The sequence below is a fragment of the Arenicella chitinivorans genome, assembly GCF_014651515.1.
Classification (GTDB): Bacteria; Pseudomonadota; Gammaproteobacteria; order Arenicellales; family Arenicellaceae; genus Arenicella; species Arenicella chitinivorans.
The window spans coordinates 153,016-175,059 of the sequence record NZ_BMXA01000002.1 but is presented as its reverse complement, the minus strand read 5'-3'; the positions used below and the strand labels follow the sequence as shown (position 1 = coordinate 175,059).

Annotated in this window: 24 protein-coding genes and 1 other RNA gene; 11 read left to right on the top strand and 14 right to left on the bottom strand. The window is 51.0% G+C overall.

Translation table 11 applies throughout. The features are described 5' to 3' along the window. Positions 1–17: 17 nt before the first annotated feature. The 5 genes from IE055_RS05960 to gcvH form a co-directional block, all read right to left on the bottom strand. Positions 18–659 carry a DUF4124 domain-containing protein gene (locus IE055_RS05960; protein ID WP_189399111.1) on the bottom strand — a complete coding sequence of 214 codons (642 nt, stop codon included), beginning with the start codon at positions 657–659 and terminating at the stop codon, positions 18–20. A 9-nt stretch (positions 660–668) separates the two neighbouring features. Continuing rightward, entirely contained in the window at positions 669–1,460 is a 792-nt protein-coding gene (gene lgt, locus IE055_RS05955) for a prolipoprotein diacylglyceryl transferase (protein ID WP_189399110.1), read from the bottom strand. A gap of 17 nt (positions 1,461–1,477) precedes the next feature. After that, positions 1,478–2,407 (bottom strand): carbohydrate kinase family protein, encoded by a 930-nt coding sequence (locus tag IE055_RS05950; protein ID WP_189399109.1) that lies wholly within the window; start codon positions 2,405–2,407, stop codon positions 1,478–1,480. Positions 2,408–2,493: 86 nt separating this feature from the next. Then, on the bottom strand, positions 2,494–2,988 hold the full coding sequence (gene tpx, locus IE055_RS05945) for a thiol peroxidase (RefSeq protein WP_189399108.1): 495 nt from the start codon (positions 2,986–2,988) through the stop codon (positions 2,494–2,496). A gap of 67 nt (positions 2,989–3,055) precedes the next feature. Beyond that, complete coding sequence (gene gcvH / locus IE055_RS05940; protein WP_189399107.1) at positions 3,056–3,442, bottom strand: glycine cleavage system protein GcvH; 387 nt, start codon at positions 3,440–3,442, stop codon at positions 3,056–3,058. 236 nt (positions 3,443–3,678) lie between these two features. On the opposite strand from gcvH, the gene IE055_RS05935 reads away from it, so the two are divergent. Next, entirely contained in the window at positions 3,679–4,689 is a 1,011-nt protein-coding gene (locus IE055_RS05935; RefSeq protein ID WP_189399106.1) for a Fe(3+) ABC transporter substrate-binding protein, read from the top strand. Positions 4,690–4,698: 9 nt separating this feature from the next. Then, positions 4,699–6,321, top strand: coding sequence for an ABC transporter permease (locus IE055_RS05930; protein WP_189399105.1), 1,623 nt, complete (start codon positions 4,699–4,701; stop codon positions 6,319–6,321). Here IE055_RS05930 and fur read toward each other — a convergent pair. After that, positions 6,318–6,731 carry a ferric iron uptake transcriptional regulator gene (gene fur, locus IE055_RS05925; protein ID WP_189399104.1) on the bottom strand — a complete coding sequence of 138 codons (414 nt, stop codon included), beginning with the start codon at positions 6,729–6,731 and terminating at the stop codon, positions 6,318–6,320. The genes IE055_RS05930 and fur overlap by 4 nt on opposite strands. A gap of 132 nt (positions 6,732–6,863) precedes the next feature. Between fur and IE055_RS05920 the strand changes: the two genes are divergently transcribed. Next, positions 6,864–7,694 (top strand): PhnD/SsuA/transferrin family substrate-binding protein, encoded by an 831-nt coding sequence (locus IE055_RS05920; RefSeq protein ID WP_189399103.1) that lies wholly within the window; start codon positions 6,864–6,866, stop codon positions 7,692–7,694. On the opposite strand, the gene IE055_RS05915 is transcribed toward IE055_RS05920, so the two are convergent. The 3 genes from IE055_RS05915 to IE055_RS05905 are packed head-to-tail and all read right to left on the bottom strand — an operon-like array spanning position 7,691 to position 10,817. After that, positions 7,691–8,887: an FAD-dependent oxidoreductase gene (locus IE055_RS05915; protein ID WP_189399102.1), complete on the bottom strand. Its 1,197-nt coding sequence runs from the start codon at positions 8,885–8,887 to the stop codon at positions 7,691–7,693. The genes IE055_RS05920 and IE055_RS05915 overlap by 4 nt on opposite strands. A 5-nt stretch (positions 8,888–8,892) precedes the next feature. Continuing rightward, positions 8,893–10,221, bottom strand: a complete 1,329-nt coding sequence (locus tag IE055_RS05910) for an aminopeptidase P N-terminal domain-containing protein (RefSeq protein ID WP_189399101.1) — start codon at positions 10,219–10,221, stop codon at positions 8,893–8,895. A 23-nt stretch (positions 10,222–10,244) separates the two neighbouring features. Beyond that, positions 10,245–10,817 (bottom strand): UPF0149 family protein, encoded by a 573-nt coding sequence (locus IE055_RS05905; RefSeq protein ID WP_189399100.1) that lies wholly within the window; start codon positions 10,815–10,817, stop codon positions 10,245–10,247. Positions 10,818–10,983: 166 nt separating this feature from the next. Between IE055_RS05905 and IE055_RS05900 the strand changes: the two genes are divergently transcribed. From IE055_RS05900 to IE055_RS05865, 8 genes are all read left to right on the top strand, one after another. Beyond that, a complete protein-coding gene (locus IE055_RS05900) occupies positions 10,984–11,187 on the top strand; it encodes a hypothetical protein (protein ID WP_189399099.1) in 204 nt (67 codons plus the stop codon). An 83-nt stretch (positions 11,188–11,270) separates the two neighbouring features. Then, positions 11,271–11,582, top strand: coding sequence for a cell division protein ZapA (locus IE055_RS05895; RefSeq protein ID WP_189399098.1), 312 nt, complete (start codon positions 11,271–11,273; stop codon positions 11,580–11,582). 75 nt (positions 11,583–11,657) lie between these two features. Next, positions 11,658–11,856, top strand: a non-coding RNA gene (ssrS, locus tag IE055_RS05890) — 6S RNA. Positions 11,857–11,933: 77 nt separating this feature from the next. Then, entirely contained in the window at positions 11,934–12,548 is a 615-nt protein-coding gene (locus IE055_RS05885; RefSeq protein ID WP_189399097.1) for a 5-formyltetrahydrofolate cyclo-ligase, read from the top strand. A 181-nt stretch (positions 12,549–12,729) separates the two neighbouring features. Further along, positions 12,730–13,224, top strand: a complete 495-nt coding sequence (locus IE055_RS05880; RefSeq protein WP_189400256.1) for a peptidylprolyl isomerase — start codon at positions 12,730–12,732, stop codon at positions 13,222–13,224. 273 nt (positions 13,225–13,497) lie between these two features. Further along, entirely contained in the window at positions 13,498–14,490 is a 993-nt protein-coding gene (locus IE055_RS05875) for an NAD-dependent epimerase/dehydratase family protein (RefSeq protein WP_189399096.1), read from the top strand. Next, complete coding sequence (locus IE055_RS05870) at positions 14,477–16,162, top strand: glycerol-3-phosphate dehydrogenase/oxidase (RefSeq protein ID WP_189399095.1); 1,686 nt, start codon at positions 14,477–14,479, stop codon at positions 16,160–16,162. The genes IE055_RS05875 and IE055_RS05870 overlap by 14 nt, the downstream gene beginning before the upstream one ends. After that, entirely contained in the window at positions 16,140–17,360 is a 1,221-nt protein-coding gene (locus IE055_RS05865) for a glycosyltransferase family 4 protein (protein WP_229794166.1), read from the top strand. The genes IE055_RS05870 and IE055_RS05865 overlap by 23 nt, the downstream gene beginning before the upstream one ends. On the opposite strand, the gene IE055_RS05860 is transcribed toward IE055_RS05865, so the two are convergent. The 5 genes from IE055_RS05860 to IE055_RS05840 all read right to left on the bottom strand — a co-directional run bounded on the left by IE055_RS05860 (position 17,330) and on the right by IE055_RS05840 (position 22,041). Further along, on the bottom strand, positions 17,330–18,127 hold the full coding sequence (locus IE055_RS05860; RefSeq protein WP_189399093.1) for an MOSC domain-containing protein: 798 nt from the start codon (positions 18,125–18,127) through the stop codon (positions 17,330–17,332). The two genes, IE055_RS05865 and IE055_RS05860, sit on opposite strands and share 31 nt — an antisense overlap. A gap of 2 nt (positions 18,128–18,129) precedes the next feature. Continuing rightward, positions 18,130–20,238 carry a lysylphosphatidylglycerol synthase domain-containing protein gene (locus IE055_RS05855; RefSeq protein ID WP_189399092.1) on the bottom strand — a complete coding sequence of 703 codons (2,109 nt, stop codon included), beginning with the start codon at positions 20,236–20,238 and terminating at the stop codon, positions 18,130–18,132. A 92-nt stretch (positions 20,239–20,330) separates the two neighbouring features. Beyond that, complete coding sequence (locus tag IE055_RS05850; protein WP_189399091.1) at positions 20,331–21,104, bottom strand: acyltransferase; 774 nt, start codon at positions 21,102–21,104, stop codon at positions 20,331–20,333. A gap of 15 nt (positions 21,105–21,119) precedes the next feature. Further along, entirely contained in the window at positions 21,120–21,602 is a 483-nt protein-coding gene (locus IE055_RS05845) for an FKBP-type peptidyl-prolyl cis-trans isomerase (RefSeq protein ID WP_189399090.1), read from the bottom strand. Positions 21,603–21,819: 217 nt separating this feature from the next. Further along, on the bottom strand, positions 21,820–22,041 hold the full coding sequence (locus IE055_RS05840) for a hypothetical protein (RefSeq protein ID WP_229794165.1): 222 nt from the start codon (positions 22,039–22,041) through the stop codon (positions 21,820–21,822). Positions 22,042–22,044: the final 3 nt, after the last annotated feature.

Sequence of the window (22,044 nt, the reverse complement as noted above, 5' to 3'; positions counted from 1 at the left end):
AAGACCTCTAGGGCAGGTTATGCACCTTCTTTTATAGAACGAAACAACTCTTTTTCGCGCGCGAACCGAGCTTGAATTGCCTGCTTTTGCTCATCCAAGTGCTTGAGTTCTGCTTCGGACTCTTCGATCTTCGCTTTGGCTTGATCGATCTCGCCTTGCGTTCGAGCCGCCGGTGAGCCATTTTGACTAGCTTTCTTCTTAGTTAATCGCTCAACCTTGTCCTTCATACCTTTTAGATAAACTTTATGTACCGCGATACTGCTGTCCACGGAGTAGATCTGGTTATCCAACTGGCGATCAATATCTGCTTCAGTTTGGTAGATACTCAACAAGCGCTCACGCTCCGCCTTTTCATCCGCGACCCGCTGCTCTTCCGCTCGCTCTTTCGCCAACGAAGCTTCTTCTGCCGCCAACTCCTCCGCGGTTTTAGGTGCTTCATCCTCAGAGCTTATAAAGCCACGGCTATTCAAGGTTGTTACCTTGGATCGCTCACATTCGTCAACGGCGGTATCTCCGTAATGCCAGTTTCCATCGGCATCCTGACACTTTTTGATCGCATGCGATGTGGCTGGCAACAGCAAGATCAGCATCAAACCGCCGAGCACTGCAATGGGGGATTTGCGGTTGCCAAGGCGCTTAGTTGGGACAATTTCGTTCATGTGCAACTCCTAGTGTTTATTGGGTTGGCGAAAAACCAGAAACAAGCCTAATAATAACATAGGCAAGCTTAACACTTGCCCCATGGTAACCCAGTCAAATAATAGATAATTTAGATGTTCGTCAGGAACACGCACGAACTCGACAAGGATACGGGACACCGCATAGCCGATCAAAAATAACCCCGACAGCATGCCTGCATGACGCGGTTTACGCGCGACCAACCAAATCACCACCCAAAGCAGCAAACCTTCTAAAAATGCCTCATACAACATCGAAGGGTGGCGTGATTTAGGACCACCGTTGCTAAAAACCATACCCCAAGGCACGGTGGTCACCTTGCCCCAGAGTTCCTGGTTAATAAAATTCCCCATACGTCCAAAAAAGAGTCCCAAGGGGGCTACCGGTGCAACAAAATCACCAATGGCTAGAAATCCAATTTTGGATTTGCGACTGTAGACATAAGCCACCGCGATAACACCCAGTAAGCCACCGTGAAATGACATGCCTCCCTGATGTATGAAGAATACTTCCAACAGGTTATGTAAGTAATAATCGGGCTTATAAAACAGTACATACCCTAGTCGGCCACCGATGACAGCACCTAACACACCATAGAAAATCAGATCCGAAATTCGATCCGGGCTCCAACCTGATTCACGGTAGCGCGGATAGTGGCTGAGACGGTAGTGCAACAAAATATATACGCTGGCGAACGCGCATAAGTACATAATTCCGTACCAATGCACCGACAAGGGGCCGATACTGAACGCAACTGGATCAAAATTGGGATGCACTAACATGGGCTTGACTTGGGTAACTACAATGCACCAAACGCATCAGCGTAACGCTGTGCGAACTGGTCAGAGGTAAAATCGTGACTTTGTGTTCCATGGTGCTCTATCTTGATCGCACCGCAAACTGAACCTAGCTGTGCGCAGGTTTTCCAGTCTTTGCCTAAAGTCAGCCCGTACAGCACGCCAGCACGGTAGGCATCGCCGCAACCGGTTGGGTCAACTGCCTGACTGATTGCCGCCGCCGGCACATGGAACACGTCACCCTGCGTGTATACTTCTGACCCTTCAGCGCCGCGTGTAATCACAAAGGCATCCAGTTGCGCAGCGATCTCTGCGCAACTCAGACCCGTGCGATCCAACAGCAACTCACTCTCATAGTCATTGACCACGGCGTACGTGGCCTGCGAAATAAATGTTCGCAGCTGTTCACCATCAAAGCGCGGTAACTGTTGACCTGGATCAAAGATAAACGGAATCGCCTGCTCAGCAAACTCTTTGGCATGCTGGATCATGGCATCTGCGCCATCAGGACTGATAATCCCAAACGCCACATTCTGCGCATCAGCAACATGATTCTGGTGCGCGTCATTCATCGCACCTGGGTGAAAAGCATTGATCTGGTTATTCGCAATATCAGTGGTAATAAACGCCTGAGCGGTAAAGCTGTCTTTGATCACCTTTATGTGGTCTGACGTAAGTCCGCGTTCAGCAAGATAGCGTTGATACGGCCCAAAATCCTCGCCAACGGTCGCCATAATGACCGGATCCCCACCCAGCAACTTAAGTGTGTATGCAATATTACCGGCGCATCCACCGTAAAAGCGGGTCAATTGAGGGACCAAAAATGACACATTCAGGATATGTGTCTGGTCTGGTAAAATGTGGTTCTTAAAATGATCTTCAAACACCATGATGGTGTCGAACGCCATGGAACCTGTTATCAAGGTTTTCAAAGATAACTCCTTTGAATTGATTCAGAGACGCCATGCCGAGCCAGTTAAGCTGACGCGGCATGGTCATTGAAGATAGATCTATCGATTTAGAGTGCGGCTAACGCAGCGTCGTAATCCGGCTCCTGCGTGATTTCAGGCACCAGCTGAGCATAGGTGACTTTGTTGTTTTCATCGAGCACTACCACGGCACGTGCGGTCAAACCAGCCAGCGGACCATCCGCCATCAGTACGCCATAATCGCTCGCAAATGTGGTGTTACGCATGGTCGACAGTGTGACCGTGTCCTGCGCCGAATTGGCTTCGCAGAAACGCCCCGCAGCAAACGGCAGATCGCCGGAGACAACCAGCAGCTGAACGTTCTCTTTGTCAGCAACCTGGGCGTTGAATTTCTGTGTTGATGTCGCGCACACGGCAGTATCCAGACTAGGCACAATGCTGATAACTTTCTTTTTACCCGCGTAGTCATCCAGCCCCACATCTGCCAAGCTGGCTGTGGTTAGGGTGAACGCAGGTGCGTCGCTGCCAACAGTCGGGAAGTCACCGGTTAGGTTAACCGCATTACCTTTTAACGTTACTTGCATGAAAAAGATCCTCTGTAAACAGCGTCCGCTGTTCTTATGTTTAGTGTTACGGGTTTAAACGGGCGACTTAGTCGTCCACTTGAGACAGGTAAGCCTCAGCCGACAACAAACCCTCAAGCTCGGATAAATCGCTGGCCTTGATGCGAAACATCCAACCGGATTCATAGGGCGACTCGTTTAACAACTCAGGCTCACCATCCAGTTCCTCATTGACGGCCACGATCTCACCACTAACTGGCGCATAGATATCGGATGCGGCTTTCACAGACTCAACTGCACAGCACTCTTCGCCGGCAGACACGTCACTGCCCACTTCGGGCAATTCGACATACACGACATCGCCCAGGGCTTCTTGTGCGTAGTCGGAAATGCCTACTTCCACTATATCGTCGTCTAATCGTCGCGCCCATTCGTGTGAAGAGGCGTACAATAAATCATCAGGTGTTTCGCTCATGGAATTCTCCAAACGTGTCAAGTTGGCGCGGGTATCCGGTGTGCGCGAATACGCGGAACGACTCTGTCCTGCGCCAAGGTTAATCAATCGCCACATTATACGGTAATCAAGGCGCGAAGTTGGCACCCAATTCGGGCCTTTTTTTGTCTCTAAACAGGGTATTATCTTGCAATCCCATCGCCGATGCATAAAAATGCGAATGATTCTCATTTATTCGCATTAAGTAGCCATTTCTTATGAAAAAACTTGTTTTAATTGCCCTAGCTGGCCTTCTGGTTTCTTGTTCCTCACCGACCCCAGAGGTAAATCTCTACTCCGCTCGCAAAGAGGCGCTGATCAAACCATTGCTGGACGCGTTCACCCAAGAAACCGGCATCAAGGTAAATATTATTTCCGCCAGCGCGGATGCCCTACTGGAGCGAATCAAAAGTGAGGGGATTAATAGCCCCGCTGATGTGCTACTGACTACCGATGCAGGTCGACTGCACCGAGCTAAACAGGCCTCTCTGTTCGCCCCCATTGATTCCGCGATTTTGCACAACAACATCCCGGCCAATTATCGCGATGGCGATAATACATGGTTTGGTTTATCACTGCGTGCGCGCCCAATCATGGTTACCGCTAAGGCACCGGAATCTACGCTCACCAGCTATGAAGACTTGGTTGCACCCGAGCTCGCTGGACAAATTTGCATTCGCTCGTCGGGCAATATTTATAACCAGTCATTGGTGGCATCCATGTTGGCTCACGCGTCGGCCAGCGACGTTGAAGCCTGGGCGAAGGGATTGGTTGCCAATATGGCTCGCGAGCCTCAAGGTGGTGATCGCGATCAGATTCGTGCTGCGGCCGCCGGCCAGTGTTCTGTGGTGGTCGCTAACACCTATTACCTTGCCAACATGCTGGCAGACAGCGCAACGGACGATGACCGCACAGCAGGTGAAGCGATCTCAGTAATTTGGCCGAATCAACAAGATCGCGGGACTCACGTCAACGTCAGTGGTGCAGGGTTGATCAAAAGCGCGCCAAACAGTGACAACGGCATCAAGCTGATCGAGTACCTCTCTAGCGATAAGGCACAACACCTGTACGCGAATGTCAACTTTGAATACCCGGTCAAACCGGGTGTAGACATACACCCGATTCTGGCAAAATGGGGCAAGTTCAAAGCCGACGCGCTACCGCTGGAAAAGCTCGGAGAAAATAATGCCGAAGCGGTAAAACTCATGGACCGCGCTGGTTGGAAATAAGTTTTTTCTATGTTCAGCGGTTTCAAATGGCAAGCAAGCAGTCTCGCAATCGCGAGTCTGGTGCTGTTACCGCTGATCGCGCTGCTGATTATCAGTAGCCAGGCCAATATGCAGCTCTGGCAACACCTCAGTAGCACGGTGCTGCCAGAGTATGTTCGCAACTCGATCCTGTTGATGCTCGGTGTATCCGCCATCACACTTACACTAGGCGTAGGCTCTGCATGGCTGGTCACGCAGTACCGTTTTCCTGGCATCCGTTTTTTTGACTGGGCGTTGTTACTACCCTTAGCCATGCCTGCCTACATCAGCGCGTATTCATACACCGGATTGCTCGACGTTGCGGGCCCAATCCAGACTTGGCTGCGGGACGTCTTTGGCTGGTCAGTCGGCGACTATTGGTTCCCGCCAATTCGCTCACTCAGCGGTGCGATGCTGGTCATGGGTTGCGTACTTTACCCTTATGTCTACCTATTAGCACGTTCTGCTTTTTTAAGTCAGTCGCAACACTTCCGCGATGTGGCTGCCCTGATGGGTTATACGCGTAGACAAGCCTTCCTGCGCATCACACTGCCCATCGCACGTCCCGCTGTCATCGCCGGCCTAAGCCTAGCCCTGATGGAAACACTGGCCGATTACGGTACGGTCGCGTATTTTGGAGTAAATACGTTTACTACTGGCATATTCCGTACCTGGTTTGGCATGGACAGCGTGAGCAATGCAGCGCAACTGGCGTTAGTGCTGCTAGGCTTCGTTGTTGTGCTACTGGTGATCGAACGACGTTCACGCCAGCAGGCACAGTACTACGATAAACGTAAAAGCTCCGCACCGTCTCCAAAACAACTGTACGGCGTTAAACGCGTTATCGCGGTGTGTTTGGTAAGCATCCCGATTGCACTCGGTTTTATTGTCCCTGTGTCACAACTTCTGATCTGGGCAATTCAATCGCACGCTCAGCTTTGGCAGTCGGAGTTTTGGCAGTTGGTATTTAACACCGTCAGCCTCGCCACCGTGACTGCGGTTTTGGCGGTCGCGCTTGGTTTGTTAGTTACGTATGCGGTCAGGACCACTCAGGCTCCCGTCACACGCTTCGCCAAACAAGTCGTTAGTTTAGGGTATGCCGTACCCGGTACCATCATCGCTGTCGCCACATTGGTGCCATTAGCGCGATTGGACAATCTGATAGATGCTTGGTTTCGCACGCAGTTTAACTTGTCCACCGGCCTGATTCTCAGCGGCACACTCGCCGCCCTGATCATCGCTTATCTGGTGCGCTTTATGGCGGTTGCTCTTGGGTCATTGGACGCGGGCTTACAGGCCATCGCGCCAACCATGGACCAGGCCGCAAAGTCGATGGGTAGCACGCCTTGGCAGGTGCTACAGCGAGTTCATATTCCGATGCTCAAAGGCAGTTTATTAACCGCCCTATTGCTTGTGTTTGTGGACGTGATGAAGGAACTGCCAGCGACACTGATAATGCGTCCATTTAATTTCAATACTTTGGCAGTTCGCGCGTACGAGTACGCGTCAGATGAACGTTTAGCTGATGCTTCCCTGGCATCGTTGGCGATTATCTGTGCTGGATTGATCCCGGTAATTCTGCTCACCAAAGCAATTCAACGCCACACGCACTAAGATTGACAGTTGGAACACATTCCGTACAAATACAAGGAATGATCTTCGAGCTTGAAATTATGCGCCTCGGCCGCGCGTTTCTGCCGCTCTTCGATCTCAGCATCGTAAAACTCGGTCACGGTATTGCACTTCACACAAACCATATGGTCATGATGCTCACCATCGTCCAACTCAAATACAGATCGACCACCTTCAAAGTTATGCCGCAGTACTAACCCCGCATTTTCAAACTGGGTCAGCACCCGGTATACCGTGGCAAACGCGATTTCTTCGCCGGCATCCAGCAAGGCCTTGTAGACATCTTCGGCAGTATAATGCCGCTGCTCGCCGTTCTCTAAAATAGATAAAATTCGCAGGCGTGGTAGCGTGGTTTTTAAACCTGCGTCTTTAAGTTCCTGGCTGGTAGACATGGTAGTTTCCAAAAGTTAGGGTTTGGCATATCGCGATGATCCACCAAAATTACGTGATGACTAAGTTTAGCAGTTTTTAAAACTCAGGTTAAAATAAACCCCGACTCATAATCCAGATTTCATGGCGCCACCTTGTTTCGTTTCCTGAAATTACTGATCATTGGACTGCTGATTTTCTACCCATACCGTGTAGCGCTGGGGTCGGAGCAGATCCCGCTGTATTTACCGTATCAGTCTTCGCAGTTTCCTGAGTTGTCGGTTCGATTCGACGCCGCGTTGGCCGCCGCCGGCCTGACACAGTTCGTCACAGTGACCACCGATTACTGGCATCCGTACCAACAGGGCATTCGTCAAGGCCGAACCGGTGTTTACTTGGCAGCTCCGCACTTCGTCGCTTGGGCGCATCATCAGCATAATTTTATCCCGTTTCTTAGATTATCCAGCCCATTACAATACGTGATCGCCACACGCCATGAAGATTCACAATATTTTGAATTGCGCGACCTAGCGGAAAAAAACGTGTGTTCAACCCGTGCGGTGAACCTTGATTTCCTTTTGGTAAAAGCCGCATTCCACGGTGTTTTAAAACCCGCAAACAACAAATTCGTGAACTCTGTTGCCAGTGCAATGGAATACGACAACCAAAACTGTGCGGCCTTTGTGGTGTCAGAGCAGGCATTCAAAGCCTTCAATGCGGAAGACCCGCAACGCTTTATCCGCTTATACCAAGGGCCGGAGTACCAGAATTATGCGTTCATTGTACACCCGGAGGTACCGCGTCAATTGGCACTGAAGTTAAAGAAGTTTCTACGCACTAGCACGGCGATGGAGGTGATCGCGCCAGTGCTATCTCAGTTTGCTTCCAAACCCGAACTAGTCCCAGTTAAACGTAAGGATTATCCGGGAACATACGCAGAAATACTGAAACCATACTGGCAAAGCAACCAACCACAGTCACGCTAAACACCAAGCGCCTGTCGGACCAACAACCGACGCATCCATGGCGATCGACTAATCAAATTCATCCCCGTGCCGCGCATCGTGCTCCAAATCGGCGAACTCGTTTGGTATGCCGCTCGGAGCAATGACATAGCACGATCAACCTGCTCATTCGCTGGTTTACGCCGACGCTGGTATTGCGACAAGGTGGTGGCACACGCAAGCTCTTCGCTCGCCGTAGAACTCAGCACACGTGACAAGCAGGCCACATCGTGCAGCCCCAGATTCACACCTTGCCCGGCCAAAGGATGGATCGAGTGCGCCGCATCCCCAATCAAGACTACGCACTGATCAAAATAACACTCAGCGCGTTGGCTTCGCAACCTAAAGGACTGACGGGGATCCAGCAGTTGCAGGGTACCAAGACGATTCTCAATAGACGAAGCCAGTTGGCGGGCGAACTCATCATCCTCACACGCCATCAATGGCGCCAATACGGCGCTGTCCACACTCCAGACGATGGAGCACTGATTGTCGGCAAGCGGTAAGAATGCCACCGGGCCGGTATCGAGGAAGCGCTGCCAAGCACAATTCTCATGCGATTTCTCACTCATGACTCGGGTGACGATACCCGTTTGCTGGTAGTCGATTTTATTGGTGAAAATACGCGCCTGGCGTCTTACCCAGGAATTCGCGCCATCCGCAGCCACCACCAGCCGCGCATTGATACGTCCTTGACTTGTCTCCAACCACGCCCCCTGCGACGTATTTTCCAGGGCGCGCAATTGTGTATCAAAATGACAGGTTATCTTCGGCGCGGCAATGCATCGCTGTTGCAACAAATAGTTGCAACGAATAGCGTCGACCATAAATCCCAGCTGCGGCTCGTTGACATCACTGGCCGCAAAATGCAACTGACCATGCGAAGCCGCATCCCAAACATGCATGGACTGGTAGGGGTACGCCTGTGAAGTCGACAGCTGCTGAAATACATCAAGCTCGGTTAATACGTTCCGCGCCTGTTGACCTAGCGCCACCACACGTTGGTTCGGGGTTGTCGTGCTAAGCAACATACTTGCCCGTTCCAGCAGGCAAATATTGAGAGATGATCGTGCCGACAGCCGTAATGCCAAAGCAGCACCGACCATACCCGCACCAACGATCACGACGTCGTAGTCAAATGACGAACGTGTTTGAGACTGGTTAGCGCGACGCATGAGGTTTAACCTGCCATCAGCGCTTCAATATCATCCACTGATTTGGGCGCCGCAGCGGTAAGGTTATCGAACCCGTCCCGCCGCACCAGCACGTTATCTTCAATACGAATACCAATGTGATGCCAGCGAGCATCCACACCACTCGCCGGGTTGACATAGATCCCTGGCTCAACGGTAAACACCATCCCAGGCTCAAGCTCACGCCAGCTACCCTCAACCTGATAATCACCGACGTCATGTACATCCATGCCCAACCAGTGACCGGTTCGGTGCATGTAAAACTGGGTATAAGACTGGGTTTCTAAGACCTCATCCAGAGATCCATGCAACAGACCTTCATCAATCAGCCCTTGGGCAATCACGCGCACCGCAGCATCATGATGCTCATTCCAGCCATGGCCTGCGGCACATTTTTCGAACGCTGATTGTTGTGCTGCTAATACAATCTCGTACAAAGTGCGTTGTTCGCCAGTGAATTTACCGTTAACGGGAAAAGTACGACTGATGTCCGACGCGTAACAATGATACTCGGCGCCAGCATCGATCAGCAATAAATCACCATCTTTGAGCACGTCCGTATTCTCAATATAGTGCAGAATACAGGCATTTTCCCCGCCAGCAACGATCGACGGGTAGGCGTTGTATTGGCTACCCGCTTTGCGAAACTCACATTCCAACTCAGCTTGAATCTGGTATTCATACATGCCTGGCTTACACACTTGCATGGCTCGCATGTGACCGGCCGCCGTCATACGACCAGCCTTGCGCATCAAACTTATTTCATCGGCGCGTTTAATCAGTCGTTGCTCGTGCAAGATATGGTTGAGGTCAACAAACTCATAAGGCGCATGCGTACTGCGCCGCGTATCTTCCTTAATTTTTTTCATCCAGCCGAGCAACTGGGCATCAAACTCCGGGTATCGACCAACGGTGGTAAATACTTTTTCCTTCTCTTCCATCATGCCAGGAAGAATGTCATTAATATCCTCGATTGGGAACGCATCGTCTGCACCAAAACGGGCAATTGCACCTTCCAGTCCAGAACGACGACCATCCCACATTTCGCGAACGGGATCTCGTTCACGACAAAACAACACGTATTGGCCACTCTCGCGGCCAGGACAGATCACCAACACCGCTTCCGGCTCGTCAAAACCACTAAGGTAGTAAAAATCACTGTCTGCCCTGAACTGATAAATCACGTCCCCGTTGCGCGGCTTCTCTGTTGCAGTTGGCACGATGACAATATCATTCTCGCCAATTTGGTTAATTAGTTCCGCGCGTCGACGCGCATATATCTCGGCCGGTGTTAGCGTCTCTCGTCGATGCTGCATATGTCCCATTTCGCCACGCACCGCTACTGCGACAATGTCGGCGCATCCGCCGCGCGTTCAGAGTAGATAAACTCAAATATGAGTTGCGAGCCCACTTTTAAATACTCTTCAAGCTCGGCCAAAGCCCATTCTTCTTCACGCTCACTATCGGTGCCAGAACCGGCTTCAGAAATCTCTATCATGTCGCGTGCGATTTCAGCACCACTCTCAGGTAACTGATCAATGCTAAACAAATCGTTGTACAGCAACCCTAACAAATACCCTTTACTCCAGCTTGCCAGGCCATCGACGCGCTGTTGCAATGGCGCGTCATCATCTGGCAATACCAACTCAAACCCTTCTTTACTGTCAAACAGGACCTCACTGGTCTCGCGATAGAGTTCGTACAACATTTCTGAGACCGGAGCAAAACGGCCATCATTCGCGTCCGCACCAGGCTCTATTAACTTCAACAAATCCGGCGTCATCCCGGTTCTCAAGTGATTGGCGATGGCGCCAACGATCGTGCCGTGCACCTCACTGGGAGTGAGGGCGTCCAACCCGGCTAGTGCCAGCGTGGATTCAATTTGTAAGTAGTAATCAGTTTGTTCAGACATGGTAAACATTAACGTAGTGTGTCGGCTTGTATTCTACCCCAAGCCCATCAAAGAAGGGCGACAAAAACCATGCAGCACAATGCTTTACGCCGCTTAGCTGGTTGACGCCACCACATCGCACGCCTAATATTAAGCAGTTTCTCACTTGAATTAATGGTACGCCTGTATGGAAGCCAATATTATCGGTCTCGAACAGCGAATCGAAACTCTGATCAGCGAATGTAAGCGGTTGAGTTCAGAAAATCGAAATTTGAAAACCGAACAAAATTCGTTGCTGGCTGAAAAAACTCAGCTGAAAGAAAAAAATCGTTTGGCCTGCAGTCGCCTCGAAAAAATCGTCGAGAAACTGCGTACTTTGGAAGATCAGTAGATCACTGACCTTTCGATAGTCACGAATTAATCAAATTTTAGGGGTAGCGCGTGAGTGCACCTTACTCCACACACAGGACAACTATGGCTGGCGCAGCACAAAATAGAGGCATCAATATCAGCATTATGGGTCGCGACTTCTCTGTCGCCTGCCCTCCTGAGGAACAAGAAGACTTACTGGAGGCCGCCCAATTTCTGGATAAAAACATGAAAGAAATCCAGAAAACCGGCAAAATCATCGGCGCTGAACGTTGCGCAATCATGGCCGCGTTAAACATCACAAATGACTTATTAAAGTTGCAGAAATCGACTGCCGGCCAAGACAAAGTTCAGGCTCGCCTCTCCAGCCTACAGGAGCGGATTGATGAGGTACTGCGTGACGCCGAATCGAGCTGATGCGACGAAACTGATCACGTAATTCTTGAAAGTTTTTACATTGACACACACCGAGGCTGTTATAATTTACGCCGGCGTTGCCTGTGGTGTTTGTAGACGCTTCAAATCCCTTAGAACCTAGTATTTTTTTCCGGGGACCGGACCACGCTGCTGTTGTGAGTGCTCGTCAGATTTGTGTCTTCACAGTCCACGAGCGCACCTGATGCGGCTTGTAGGTTCCCACTTGAACCGTTGGTTCAAGGCACCAAGCGTTTACGGCACTTATGGGTGACGCTCTTTTTATTCCCATTACGTTGTGGCTCGTGGTTTGTTGTTGCCACCAGCGCAACGTTGCACTGGAATGCAGCCGCCATGCCCGCTAAACCATCACCGCTAAACCGTCAATTACGCGCCACAATTCGAAACCGGCGCGCAGGATTGAGTCGCCACCAGCAGCAGGCAGCAGAATTGGCATTGGCAAGGCGCGCCCAGCGATGCTTTGCGATCCAAAACGCGAATCGTCTCGCCAGCTACCATCCGATACAAGGTGAGATCTCACCTGCCTCGGTCATGGTGCGTTCCAAGGTCGAGCTGTACTTTCCTAGAATTCAAAACTTTGTTCATCGTCGCATGCTGTTTCAACGCGCGCATTCACTTCGGCCCAACCGCTGGGGTATTTTGGAACCGGATATAGCTAACCGCATCGCCACACCGGCTGAGCTGGACGTTATTCTAATGCCATTGGTCGCGTTTGATCGAAGCGGACACCGAATCGGAATGGGTGCTGGGTTTTACGACCGCGCACTCGCACCACTTACCCATCAGCCCAGTACACGACCGCTTCTGGTCGGACTTGCCCATCATTTCCAAGAGGTTAATTCGATCTCAGCGGCACCATGGGACGTGCCGTTAGATGTTATAATCACTGATCGTGAATACATCACATGTGCGCCCGCCGCACCCTTGAACTCAAGTGAGCACTCATGAGTGTCAGCTCAGTTTCTCACCTGAATATGCAACCCTAGCTTAAATACAGCAAAGTTTGGTCCAGAATATGAAACGAGTGAATTCAAAACTTACTGCCATTATTTCCTTCTGCATCTTCGCGTTTCTGGCCGTTGGCTGCCAGGCCGAAAATGCCTCCTCAACATCCACTACGAATAACACCATGGTTACACTTAAAACTAGCGCCGGCGATATCACGCTCGAACTCAATGCCGAAAAGGCACCGATTACGGTTAAGAATTTCTTGTCGTACGTTGAGGCAGGGCACTATAACGGCGTGATTTTTCACCGCGTGATCCCCAACTTCATGATACAAGGTGGCGGATTTGAGCCCGGCATGCGGCAAAAAGCGACTGGTACGCCGATCAAAAATGAAGCCAACAACGGCCTGCTGAATGAGAAATACTCAGTCGCAATGGCTCGCACTGGAGACCCGCATTCTGCTAGCGCACAATTTTTTATCAACACGAAGGACAACGACTTTCTGAACTTCAGCAGCGAGACCACTCAAGGTTGGGGCTACGCCGTGTTTGGCAAAGTGGTCGAGGGTCACGACATCGTCGATGCCATCGAGCAAGTCGCCACCGGCAATGTCGGCCCATTTGGAGATGTCCCGCTGGAGGACGTAATCATTGAATCTATCGTCATCGGTGACTGAAATCGACATCAAAATTAGATCAGGCGGCACCCGTTGCCGCCTTGTATACCGCTGGGCACAGAAGCAAAAACATTAGGGAAAAAAGTAACTCCCCATCCGTGGGGAACATTCAAAAGGTAGAATGGTGTCCTTCTCGTTCGACTCATTCCTCACGCTTGACTCAGTAGCAGAGGAAGACTCACTATACTGCGCGGCAACGACCACGACCATCCCCCAAATAGGTGATATTGCGGTGCGTGCCCACCCTTACACCGACAGACTGATAATTTATTTATGAGCCAACAAACTAAACGAGTGCTTGTGACCGGTGCCACCGGCTTTACAGGCGGCGCACTGGCCAAAAAATTGATCGAGCGCGGCGATAAAGTCGTCGCTCTAGTGCGTAAGTCTGCCAATGTAAAACCACTTGAAGCCTTGGGTGCTGAATTGGTTTACGGCGATATAACCGATGCCGACGCAGTACAACGCGCCGCTCAGGGTACACAGATCATTTACCACATAGCCGCTGTGTATCGAACCGCAGGCCACCCGGATTCATACTATGAAGAGGTCAATATACAGGGCGTTCAACACGTCATTGATGCGGCACGCAAGCACGGAGTTGGCCGCACCGTACATTGCTCCACCATCGGCGTGCACGGCGATATTGAAGAAATTCCGTCCAACGAAGAATCGCCGTTTAATCCCGGCGATATTTATCAACGTACCAAATTAGCGGGCGAACAATTATTTGCTGAAGCGATGGCCAATGGACTGCCCGGCGCCATTTTCCGTCCGGGTGCAATCTACGGGCCCGGCGACTTGCGCTTACTCAAAATGTTTAAGCAGGTAAAGCGCGGCTTCTTCCCGTTGTTCGGTGGCGGAAAAAACCTTTATCATTTGTCCTACATCGACGACTTAACCGACGGCATCATCCTCTGTGGCGAGCACCCAAATGCCATTGGCGAACGCTTCATCTTGTGCTCCAATGAATACGATACCTTGAAGGCGCTCACCGCCACCATCGCTCGGCAACTGCAGGTCAAAGAGCCAACCCTCAGTCTGCCGGTGGCACCACTGATGGTAGCAGCCAAGATGTGCGAAGCGCTCTGTAAACCCTTCGGTATTGACCCGCCTTTGCACACCAGGCGAGTCGAATTTTTTGTAAAATCCAGAGCCTTCGACAACAGCAAAGCACGAAGACTTTTGGGTTACGAGCCTAAGATCGGTACCGACGAAGGCGTTAAACGAACCATCGCTTGGTATGAGGAAAATGACCTCCTTTGAACGCGACCCGCAGAAACTGAGCCAGGCGACCTACGACGTCGCCATTATTGGCGGCGGCATTTCCGGCGCTTGGCTTAGTCTACATTGTGCGCAAGCAGGTTTACGTACAGCGCTGATCGAGAAACAAGATTACGCCTCGCAAACCTCATCGTCGTCCTCCAAATTGCTGCATGGCGGCATCCGCTATCTACAGCAAATGCAGTTTGGCAAAGTTCGCGAATCAGCGATGGAGCGTGCGGAATATCTTTATGCCGCAGCACACCTCACTACCGCCGTGCCGTTTGTGGTTCCGACTTATCGGGATTTTCAGCGCAGCAAGTTCTTTCTCAATTGCGGCATGCTGGCTTATCGTGTGTTGACGTTGGGCGAGAACAGAATCATTGGCGATCCGGCGCATTTTTTACCTCCGATTAAATCGATTTCGGCCAACGAACTGAATACGATTTACGATTTACGTAATGAGGCGCACACTGGCGCAGTCGTGTTTTACGAACAGCATATGCTCGACAGTGAACGTATGGTACTGGCAATTTTGCAATCGGCCAGTGCAGCAGGCGCTGACATCGTTAATTACGTTGCCGCAGAATCGTATGACATCACTGACGGTGTTGTGCGTGGCATCCATGCTCGCGACCTGTTATCGGACACACCAATGACAATCGAATCTGAGCTGGTTATCAATGCCGCTGGCCCTTGGATCGATGGACTCAATGGGCGCCTACCCAACGCCGAATCGGCACCAAAAATTAACGGCTTTGCAGTCGGTTCGCATTTGGTTACGCGTCAGCTGTGTGATCATGCTATAGCGTTGACCACCAAGTTTCAGAGTGATGCCAAAATTGATCGAGGTGGTCGCCACGTATTCGTAATTCCCTGGCGGGGATACTCACTGATCGGCACCAGCTACGATGAAACGCAGCAACCTCAGCCAGACTTAACCCTACAAGCCGACCACGTTGACCAACTGCTCGGCGCGGTTAACGACGCCTTACCCAGCGCCAACTTAAGTCGTGATGATATTGTCTCTGGCTACTCGGGGCTGTACCCGTTACACACCGATAATATACAAAAGAGTGTGTATCAAGGCTCGGGCGAATACCAGATCATTGACCACGCTCATAGCAATCAAGTTCACGGCTTGATCACGTCGTTGGGCGCTAAGTACACCACTGGACGTAAGTTATCCGCCTTGACGATGAAGCTGGTACACAAAAAGCTCAAGCGGGCGAAGTCAGTGCAACGGGTTAAGCTACAATGCAGTCAGTACACCAGTTTGACGCGCTTTATCGACGCTAAGATAAAACAATACGCACCAATGCTCGATGCGGCAACCGTGCGCCACCTTGCCACACAGTACGGAAGCGACATCGACGCTTTTATGTCACGCATCCAGACAGAACCCAACCTTCTACAACCCATTGTTAGGGGGCAACATGACATTCTCGGCCAGGTAACCTGGGCAGTCGAACAAGAGCAAACCGTCAGCTTATACGACATGCTTTTTCATCGTTGCTCATTGGGCTTGCTCGGCATTCAACAAACCGAAATTGAAGCAATTGCTAAACACATGCAAATCTTGCTTAGCTGGAGTCCAATCGAACTTGAACAACAACTCCAGCGCGTCAGTCGACGCACCGCGGTCACACAATATGCCATTCACTCCGCACGCTAGAATGACTGCACGCCGCCACGTAATGCATCTTGCGCCAACGCCGTTCTTTGCGGATCGCGGATGCCACATCCGGATTGAAGGCATTGTACGCTGCCTCGACAAGCTCGGCTTTGACAGTACGGTTTGCACCTATCATCATGGTCGAGAAGTGCCGACTGTGGTCACTCGCCGCATTAAGCCAATCAAACAGTACACCCAAACCGAAGCAGGTCCCAGCAAATACAAGTTGTGGGCAGATTGGAAACTATTGTGGCTTGGCCTGAAAACCTATCGATCCCTGCGCCCGCAAGTCATTCACGCGCATTTGCATGAAGGGCTAATGATCGGCTTTATAATCAAGTTGTTCTTTTTTTGGCGTCATACACCTCTGATCGCCGACATGCAGGGCAGCTTGTATGGCGAGCTGGAAAGCCACGGCACCTTCGTAAAACGTCCATTGTTGCGTGCGCCAGTCAAATTAATCGAGCGAATTCTGATGTGGTGTGCGGACCATATTGTGTGCTCCTCAGTACATTCGTACCAAAAGATTCGTCAGGAATTTAACGTGCCCGAGCACAAAATAACGCTAGTACAAGACGGCGCCAACACGCCAGCCAAACTCGATACGACCCAACGGGCCGCGTTGATAGCTAACTGGAACCTGCCTGCCAATAAGACTCTGGCTGTTTATTCTGGCGCGTTACTGGAAGCGAAAGGTCTCGACAATCTGAGCACACTCATTCTACAGACTCAAGACATTTCCACGTTGCATTTTTTGATCATCGGTTACCCGACAGAAAAACTGCAGCAATTTCTAGATAAACACGCACTATCTGATCGCTGCACATTAACAGGGCAGGTCCCATTTGAGACCCTACCGGAGCTGCTGCAACTTGCCGACATTGCCATCGACCCGAAATCCGCAGACGCAGGTGAAGGCAGTGGGAAGATGCTCAATTACCTGGCAAATCGCTTACCGGTCTTGGCCTTTAATACCCAAAATAATCGTGACTTTCTGCCACCCAGTAACCCGCTTGCGGACTCGATCACCGCATTAATCGAGCAACTCAGAGCGCATTGCTACCAAGTCGAAGGGTTATCAACGATCGGGGAGGTCAACTTCAAACATTTTGTCGACCATTACTCATGGAGTGTGACCGAGGCACAATTGGGCACTGCGTATCGGCGTTATTTTTCTGAAATCACCTCGACAGTCTGACCAATACGCAACTCTCCCCGCCCCTGGTGAATCGCGTTCTGCCCGAAAAAAGTGTTACGGCCACGCCGACGATGCGCCATGAGCACTTGATTGACTGCCATTTGTTTTTCACCGCTATCGGGGTCAATGGACGGGATAATGCAGCGTGAACAAGGCTTAACCAAGTCGAATATCATGTCTCCGATTTTCAACTTTTGCCACTGATCTTCGGCATACGGCGCTGAGCCTGAAATCACGATATTTGGACGAAAGCGGCGCATATCGATGGGCGGCTTCAAATATTGGTTTAGATCATCTAATGACGCTTGAGAGGCAATCAAACAGGGATAACCATCTGCAAACCCAACAGTTTCCTCACCACTGCTGTATTGACGATCGACACGTCGTAGACTGTCTTGCGTCAACACCACAACCCGACTCATCACGCCTAAGTACTCGCTCATCCAATTCGCTGCGGTCGCACCACAATCGCCAGCGATCAGCGTATCGTCCCAAACAGTCACACTTTGTGACGACCCCGGTTGTCCAAGGTCTATTCTCGGCATCCCAGGCGCCTTCAAACTCAATCGACCCGCATGCAATACTGGCTCAATCAGACTCATCTTAGGATGATGTCGTTGACTTCGAAATTTACCGTTTTGGTCGACTACCATCCAATGACGATCGAATTGCGGGCCACGCGAATCGAAGTTTAACGCCTCGACTATCAGCGCCGCTGCGGACTTCAGCGGATGTAAATACAAGCCACTGATCGTAAGCTTATCCATGCTTATTCCTGAATATACACTGACGGCCAGTTGTCATTGCCACTGTGAAACGTCAGACGGGTTGCGGTGTCTGCATCACTGCCGCGACGCCACAGAAATATCTCGTAATCGGCCACGTCATGTTCATGTGCCGCTTTACCGCGGCTCGCCCCAAACACGATATAGCGTCCATCGTTGGATTCGAATGGCCAATACTCATGGCTGAACTCACCAGCCAAGTCAATTAATGTCGTCGGCTCAAGCGTGTCAGGCGACAAGCTCACAATGCGTAAATCATTGTCGCGCCCGCCTTTCGCCACCTGATACAAACCGCTACCATCCTGCCACCATCGCAGCTCACAACCTTCTAACACGGGCTGAATCGCACCTTGACGTGTCAAGGCGGTTCCCCAATGCCCATGCGGCGAACCAATCTCATTCTGCCGTCCCGTAAAACTGACTTCGCCCGACTGAGCATCGACATGCGGATTTTGCAGTTTGGCGCTGGTTGGTAAGCGATTATTAAGTCCCGGTACCAATACAGTGCTGGTTTGCCCGGTCGAGATATTGTGCCGGACCACATTCTGCCCATCGAGCAAATAGCTTACTTCATTCGTATTAATCCAATTTGGCGCCGTCGCTGCTTTGGCCAACTGCCGCTCCTCGCCTGTTTCAAGATCCAACAACATCACGTCCCAAGCCAGCGTATTGCGTTGAGACACCCAGATTTGGTGCGCGCGCGCAAACACCATTCGTGTTCCATCTGGTGATACCCGTGGATAGGTTTCGGTATGTGGATGCTCGGTTACTTTACTGAGGGAAAAATCCGCCAAATTTAGACGAAAGATGTCGTGGTTACCATCGCGATTGGAACTGAAGAGTACAAAACCGCGTAGCCCTTGCAACGACGCTAATGCCTGTTGCCGTTCGCTGCTTGCAGTTTGACTCTCTACCCCCGCTGCCGGCGGTGCCAACGCACCCAGTTTACTGGCTGCCCACAATTGATACGCAAGAAATCCCGAGCTGGTTAACAACACAAATCCCGCCAATACCAGCTTCAGCCCGGCTAACCAGCCGCCTCGCTCAGGCCGCTGATCGCCTGCTGCGCCGCGCCCACGAACAACCCAAACGAAGATGGCCAAAAATAGTCCACCGAGCAAATAGTCCATAACTTGACTCCAAATATGCACAGACAACATCGTAACGAATGCCGCAGCCTGATCTGCCACGCCCAGCAGTTGAAACACCAGCGTCGAACCCGCTTCGTAGGCACCAAAGCTCATGAAAGTCGGGATTGGCATACTGGCACCAATCTCACCACCAATCAGCGCGCCGATTACCTGTTCAGCTGGCAATTGCGCCAGCATCGAAAAACTCGGGCCGGCCACGGCGACAAACAATAAGTACATACCAGCATATTTGAGCAATCGAATAAGCAGTGACAAGCCCAACACCGTTGCGGAACGACCCGCACGTCGAACTGTTTGCAAGCTCACGGTTAAATCATTCGCCAGCTGCAGTACTTTTGCCAACAACGAGTCCGACTTTCGCGGTTGGATTCGCTGCAAGTAGCTATTTACCCATGGCGTAATAACGAATAATCCCATGATCGCTACGACCGACAACACAGCCGCAGTGATTAACGCACCCAAAGCCCAGCCCTGTACTTCGCCAACTATGAGCTGTTTTAGCAGTATGAGCAAGATCACCATCAGCACGGCAATAAAGTCGAACGCAATCGTTATCGACAGGGAGCTCACGCAATGTTGAATTTTAACGCCATAACCTCGATTCAGTAGACCGACATAACCAAGCTCCCCCAAGCGGCTTGGAAACATATCCACAATCATATTGCGGACACCCGTCACCAAAGCCATTTGCCGCAAATTTGGAACCGACTCTTCGCCGCTCATCTCGAGCAATAATTGATAACGTCGCGCCCGAACAACTAAAGCAATCAAGCCCAAGCAAAGGTAACTCAGAGCCAAGCTCAGGTTGGTGTTCTGCAACGCGGCTAGCACACTGGGGCGCTGATCCTCCGGCAGGCCCGAAGTGAGCAGCTGCAGCAGAAGCGCGAGGATGCCCATCGACACTGCGATCGACAAGCCAATCCGCCATAAATGTTTAATCATAGGGTGCACGGCAACATTTCAATAGTCACCACAGTGTAGCGCAGACCGGCTGCACTGGACGCATACAAAGGTGTAATCTTTAACCGACGCGCTTACTGGTCATTGCGTCGATTCTTCAGCACGCGCATTGGCACACCAGCAACGACGTCATAGTCTGCGACCGGTTTGTTCACCACCGTACTGGCGCCGACGATGCTGCCAGTGCCGATGGAGACGCCATCCAACACTTGCACGTGACTTCCAAACCAGACATTGTCAGCAATACTGATACCACCCAAAGGTTGCATGCCTTGCTTCTTGAACGGCAATTCGAGATCGTCTGTGACGTACGGACCACTGCCAATAAAGTAGCCGAAAGCACCGATCAGCACTTCGTCACCGATCGAAACATTACTGCCTTCCATTGCATGCACGAGCGTACTGATGCCGACTGTGCACCCTTGCCCAATATGAATATCGCCATTTTTACACGACAAGACTACGTTGCGGCTGATAATGGTGTTGGCCCCGACATGAATTCCCTGGTTAGAGCCACCCTTGGCATCCAGCACCGCGCCATCGTCGATGATGACGCCATCACCGATATGGATCTTCAGGCCATGGCGTATCGTGACACCTTGCCCAAACACCACGTTGCGCCCGACTGCGCCGAGCACTAACGGGTAGAGCACTTTGCGCAGAACCAGACCCAAAGCACCCGGCACCCAAGAACTGAATAACATAATCAGTTCGTACTTGAGCAAATACCAAATACTATCCGACCCTAAGGCCAGATCCTGATACCGCCCAAAGGCCGACTTACTGCTGTCCGTCAGTTGCTCGTGTAAGGTGCCTTCTGACAGGCCTGGTCGTGCGTGCTTGTCCATACGGAGACGAAGTAGTTAGTGCTGATGGCCACCAGGTCCGTGTACATGGCCATGCTCAACCTCTTCAGCCGAGGCGTCACGCACTGCAGAAATTGTGACATCAAAGTGCAATTGCTGCCCCGCCAATGGATGGTTGCCATCTACCGTGACCGTTGTGTCATCCATTCCAGTGACTACCACTGGAACTGGACCTTGCTCGGTTTCAGCTTGAAAACGCATACCAACTTCAACTTTATCAATTTCAGCTCCGAATGCTTCACGTGGCACGGTTTGAATCAATGCGTCCACTGGCATGCCATAGGCTTTTTCTGGTGCTACCACTGCATTAACCTGATCGCCGACTGTTTTACCTTCCAGCTGCTCTTCAAGTCCAATAATAATGTTGCCCGCGCCGTGCAAGTAGACCAATGGTTCCTGGTCTTTGGATGAATCCAGCACCTGACCCTCTGCATTTTTGAGTTCATAGTGCATGGTGACGACGGTATTTTGTTTAATCATGGAAATTCCTAATACTTTTCGTAAATTAGCCTCGACACCGCTCGGTGTGAGTACGAGTGTCGGATTATGCCCGTTGTGGACTGCAATTAAAAACATCAGACATAAAAAAACCTAACCCAAGGCACTCAAACTGAGCACCTTAAGGTTAGGCCTACCCCACCACAATGTCTTGAGCTTTGGACCCTACTCTACTAACTCAAGACCACAGAGTTCTTTACTACGCCGAGTAACTTACGTCGCGAGTCACTAAACGTCTTAGCCATGAATAACCGGCTTCTTGCATGAAGCCGGTTATCAGCTCCCGTGTTTCTAAATTCGATGTCGCCTGATAAATTTGAATCAGCTCAACCCCAACATCTTCAGAGATAAAATCATCCTCGGTTAGACTGTGCGCATGCTCCGGCTCTTTACTAATGATTTTCTGTAAAAGTCCAATCATTGT

What these genes read in the sequence shown, in the direction of transcription:
- IE055_RS05960 (WP_189399111.1), bottom strand. Translation starts at nt 659, where the DNA reads ATGAACGAAATTGTCCCAACTAAGCGCCTTGGCAACCGCAAATCCCCC.
- lgt (WP_189399110.1), bottom strand. Translation starts at nt 1,460, where the DNA reads ATGTTAGTGCATCCCAATTTTGATCCAGTTGCGTTCAGTATCGGCCCC.
- tpx (WP_189399108.1), bottom strand. Translation starts at nt 2,988, where the DNA reads ATGCAAGTAACGTTAAAAGGTAATGCGGTTAACCTAACCGGTGACTTC.
- gcvH (WP_189399107.1), bottom strand. Translation starts at nt 3,442, where the DNA reads ATGAGCGAAACACCTGATGATTTATTGTACGCCTCTTCACACGAATGG.
- IE055_RS05935 (WP_189399106.1), top strand. Translation starts at nt 3,679, where the DNA reads ATGAAAAAACTTGTTTTAATTGCCCTAGCTGGCCTTCTGGTTTCTTGT.
- IE055_RS05930 (WP_189399105.1), top strand. Translation starts at nt 4,699, where the DNA reads ATGTTCAGCGGTTTCAAATGGCAAGCAAGCAGTCTCGCAATCGCGAGT.
- fur (WP_189399104.1), bottom strand. Translation starts at nt 6,731, where the DNA reads ATGTCTACCAGCCAGGAACTTAAAGACGCAGGTTTAAAAACCACGCTA.
- IE055_RS05915 (WP_189399102.1), bottom strand. Translation starts at nt 8,887, where the DNA reads ATGCGTCGCGCTAACCAGTCTCAAACACGTTCGTCATTTGACTACGAC.
- IE055_RS05910 (WP_189399101.1), bottom strand. Translation starts at nt 10,221, where the DNA reads ATGCAGCATCGACGAGAGACGCTAACACCGGCCGAGATATATGCGCGT.
- IE055_RS05905 (WP_189399100.1), bottom strand. Translation starts at nt 10,817, where the DNA reads ATGTCTGAACAAACTGATTACTACTTACAAATTGAATCCACGCTGGCA.
- IE055_RS05900 (WP_189399099.1), top strand. Translation starts at nt 10,984, where the DNA reads ATGGAAGCCAATATTATCGGTCTCGAACAGCGAATCGAAACTCTGATC.
- IE055_RS05895 (WP_189399098.1), top strand. Translation starts at nt 11,271, where the DNA reads ATGGCTGGCGCAGCACAAAATAGAGGCATCAATATCAGCATTATGGGT.
- IE055_RS05885 (WP_189399097.1), top strand. Translation starts at nt 11,934, where the DNA reads ATGCCCGCTAAACCATCACCGCTAAACCGTCAATTACGCGCCACAATT.
- IE055_RS05880 (WP_189400256.1), top strand. Translation starts at nt 12,730, where the DNA reads ATGGTTACACTTAAAACTAGCGCCGGCGATATCACGCTCGAACTCAAT.
- IE055_RS05875 (WP_189399096.1), top strand. Translation starts at nt 13,498, where the DNA reads ATGAGCCAACAAACTAAACGAGTGCTTGTGACCGGTGCCACCGGCTTT.
- IE055_RS05870 (WP_189399095.1), top strand. Translation starts at nt 14,477, where the DNA reads ATGACCTCCTTTGAACGCGACCCGCAGAAACTGAGCCAGGCGACCTAC.
- IE055_RS05865 (WP_229794166.1), top strand. Translation starts at nt 16,140, where the DNA reads ATGCCATTCACTCCGCACGCTAGAATGACTGCACGCCGCCACGTAATG.
- IE055_RS05860 (WP_189399093.1), bottom strand. Translation starts at nt 18,127, where the DNA reads ATGGATAAGCTTACGATCAGTGGCTTGTATTTACATCCGCTGAAGTCC.
- IE055_RS05855 (WP_189399092.1), bottom strand. Translation starts at nt 20,238, where the DNA reads ATGATTAAACATTTATGGCGGATTGGCTTGTCGATCGCAGTGTCGATG.
- IE055_RS05850 (WP_189399091.1), bottom strand. Translation starts at nt 21,104, where the DNA reads ATGGACAAGCACGCACGACCAGGCCTGTCAGAAGGCACCTTACACGAG.
- IE055_RS05845 (WP_189399090.1), bottom strand. Translation starts at nt 21,602, where the DNA reads ATGATTAAACAAAATACCGTCGTCACCATGCACTATGAACTCAAAAAT.
- IE055_RS05840 (WP_229794165.1), bottom strand. Translation starts at nt 22,041, where the DNA reads ATGATTGGACTTTTACAGAAAATCATTAGTAAAGAGCCGGAGCATGCG.